Origin of the sequence: Protofrankia sp. Cr1, from assembly GCF_963555865.1 — a bacterium.
Classification (GTDB): domain Bacteria; phylum Actinomycetota; class Actinomycetes; order Frankiales; family Frankiaceae; genus Protofrankia.
The window spans coordinates 1-3,016 of record NZ_CAUVXO010000613.1 but is presented as its reverse complement, the minus strand read 5'-3'; the positions used below and the strand labels follow the sequence as shown (position 1 = coordinate 3,016).

The 3,016-nt window shown below is 66.7% G+C and carries 5 protein-coding genes; all 5 read right to left on the bottom strand.

The genetic code is table 11. The features are described from left to right. A partial coding sequence (locus U9980_RS26725) for an AMP-binding protein (protein ID WP_322770461.1) occupies positions 1 to 367 on the bottom strand: 367 nt, incomplete at its 3' end. A gap of 30 nt (positions 368 to 397) precedes the next feature. Then, positions 398 to 1,087: an iron-containing redox enzyme family protein gene (locus tag U9980_RS26720; RefSeq protein WP_322770460.1), complete on the bottom strand. Its 690-nt coding sequence runs from the start codon at positions 1,085 to 1,087 to the stop codon at positions 398 to 400. Between the two features lies 1 nt (position 1,088). Continuing rightward, positions 1,089 to 1,775 (bottom strand): hypothetical protein, encoded by a 687-nt coding sequence (locus U9980_RS26715; RefSeq protein ID WP_322770459.1) that lies wholly within the window; start codon positions 1,773 to 1,775, stop codon positions 1,089 to 1,091. Further along, entirely contained in the window at positions 1,772 to 2,374 is a 603-nt protein-coding gene (locus tag U9980_RS26710; RefSeq protein WP_322770458.1) for a carboxymuconolactone decarboxylase family protein, read from the bottom strand. Before U9980_RS26710 ends, U9980_RS26715 begins: the two co-directional genes overlap by 4 nt. Next, positions 2,361 to 3,016: hypothetical protein (locus U9980_RS26705; protein ID WP_322770457.1), on the bottom strand; the 656-nt coding region annotated here is incomplete at its 5' end. The genes U9980_RS26705 and U9980_RS26710, both read right to left, overlap by 14 nt.

The window sequence follows — 3,016 nt, the reverse complement described above, 5'->3', positions numbered from 1 at the left end:
AGACCAGCTGGCACCGGCTCTCGCGGGCGGTCCCCACCACCCGCTCGGGGGGTGCGTTCGGGTACAGGGCGACCGAGACGGCACCGGTGATGAGGCAGGCCAGGTCGGCCAGGACCCACTCGTAGGACGACCCGCCGTGGATCGCCACCCGGTCACCCGGCCGGACCCCCCGGGCCAGCAGAGCCGCGGCGACGATCGTCGCGTCGCGGTGGCAGTCGGGGTACGGGACGCCGACCAGCTCGCCGTCCCGGCGGCAGAAGATGGTGCTGGCCATCTTGGTCGGCATCGCGTCGACGATCGCCGGCAGCCGGCAGGTGGGGGCAGCCACCTGCGCGGCGCCGGCCGCGTTCTCGGAGGTGCGGGGCACACTCTCGGATGCGCGGGGCGCGGTCACGGGTCAGCCGCCCGGCGAGGTCTCGGCTGGGCTGCGCTCGCCGTACCCAAGCGCGTCGGTGAACAACTGGCCGTACGCCATCAGCGTGTACTTCCAGGTCGTGACCATCAGCGTATAGTTCTCGGGCTCCTCAGCGAGCCGGTCGAACGCCTTGCGGACCCGGGCGATGTGGTCCTGGTCCTCGGTCGAGTGCACCTTGAGGAACGACACCGCGTGCTGACAGAACGGGTACTGCCCCAATGCCTGGGCGACCTTCGGGCCGAGCGAGGCGCCCAGCCCCTCGGTGGCGGCGGCGAAGCCCAGGATGCCCGCTTCCTGACCCATCGAGGCTAGGTAGTGGTTCTGGCCGATCATGGTCCAGGTACCGAGGCCCGGAAGCCCGCCGAGATAGGTCGACGCGTCGAGATCCAGGTTGCGGATGTCGTGCACGCACAACCGGTCGTGGTGGCGTTCGTCGACCGCGAGGTCGAGGAACCAGTCCTGGAGCCATTCCGGCTCGGTGCGGGCGGCGGCGCTGGCCAGGAAATGCGGGGTCTGCCCGACCAAGTGGTACGTCTCGCGCAGGTAGCCGGCGTAGACCGACTTCGTCAGTTCGCCACCGAGAATCCGCTCGATGAACGGGTGCTCGAGGACGAACCCCTTCAGGATCGGCGCGGTCTCCCCCAGCGCTTCCTCGTACCGGGTGGCTGGCATTTCATGCCTCCAAGAGTCCGAGCTGGGACATGGTGTCGTGGAACCGCTCCCGGGTCCGAGGGATGTAGTCGGCCTCGATGAAACCGGCCTGGATTCCCCACTCGATGGACTGCGCGAGCTCGCCGCCGAGGTAACCCTCTAGGTGGTTCTGGTACCACTTGCAGTATTCGATGCCCCGTTTCCGGTTCTCCTCACTCTCGGCGAGCAGTCGCTTGGCCACGGTCACGCCGAATGCGACGTGCCGGCGTTCCTCCCGCTCGATCCGGGCGAACTGGTAGAAGTAGTCCGGCTTGCTCCTACCGAGTTGGTAGAGCTCCTCCATCGCGAGGACACCCTCGGCGTAGAGGTTCAGTCCGATCAGCACCTCGAGCTCGTCGTCGCTCGAGTGGAGCTTCTTGAACCGATCGTCGATGTCGTCGATCCGGTAGCGCTCGTGGTCGAATCCATCCCACTTCAGGCCGAGCCGTTCCACGCCCTCCTTGAACAGGCCGGCGTGCACGACCTCGTCGGAGGCGTGATGGAGCAGGAATGACTTCTCCCGCAGATCCTGCCGTTTGGGGAGCCACCGGGCGCACAGGTCGATGATCTCGAGTTCGGAATAGTAGAAATTGATGTATACGGTGAGAATCAGGTCCCATGCGTCGGTTCCGTAGGTGTCGATGATCTCTTCCATCGGCGTGGTCGTCACGATGCGCTCCTGGCGGTGTCACGAGCGGGTTGAGCGTCGCTGGAATCGGTTTCGGCATCCACCGTGAAGATGTCTTCGACCTCGATGGACAGGGACTTGAGGACACGGCTGGTGAAGTTATACATACCGATCGCGACCACGATGTTCACGATCTCGTTGTCGGTGAAGTAGTCGCGTAGCCGCGCCCGGAGTTCGTCGGTGGTGCCGTCCGCGTCCCGGGTGAGCGTGTCGGCGAGCTCGAGGATCAGTGCCTCGCGGGGGTCGAACACCGCCTTCTCGTCCACCGGGTTTCCGATCGCGCAGATCTCCTGCTCGATCACGCCGGCCCGCCGGGCGGACGCGGTCATGTGGGCGACGCAGTACGTGCAGTCCTGCGCCTTCGCAGTGCCGAGCGCGGCCAGCGCCCGTAGGCGTGGACCGATGGTCGGCGAGCGGTAGACCTGCGCCCAGAAGGGCACGAAGGTCACCAACAGGTCGGGGCAGTTGCCCAGCGCCCGCAGGATGTTCGGCACGAATCCGTACTGCTCGGCGACCGCGCTGAAGATCGTCTCAACCCCAGGCGGGGCGTCGGCCTCGCTCAGGAGCTCAACGAACGCCATCGGACAGTTCCTCCGCCAGGATGTCGGACGTGGCCGGGGCCAGGAAGCCGTAGCTGATCGCCTCGTGGATCACCACCTGCGCCTGCTCCGGGCCGGCGATGCCCTGCTCGACCAGCAGGTCCGCCAGTTCCGAGCCGTTCTTCGTCCCGTCGGCGGCGGCGAGCACTGTCGACAGCGCTGGCGTGTCGGCTAGGACCGCGCCGGCGCTGGAGACCACGGACCGCGACGGCCGCAGGTGGCTGCCGTCGATAGCGAAGTCGTCGACCTGGCTGTAGGTCGACGCGGCGGCCAGCGGCAGCGTCAGGTCGACGCCGCTGCCCGCGGACTTGCCCTCGAAGATTCCCTCGATCGTGTTGCGCAGGTTGGTCGGGACGGCGAGGCGCTCGAGGTAACGGCTGTACCAGGACCGGTGCGCGAACGCGCCGGCGATCAGCGAGATGAACGCCTTCTCCGGTTCGATGCCGGGCACCTCGAACTGGCTGCGCGCGTGCCAGAAGTAGGAGTCCTTGCTGCCCGCGTGGCCGCCGTAGAGGAAGTAGACTTGGGCTCGTAGCCGTGTGAACTCCTTGCGGTAGGCGTTTTCATAGAAGTCGAGTACCGGCGTGAGGCCGAGTTCCGGCTTGTCCAGGACGGTATTTACGG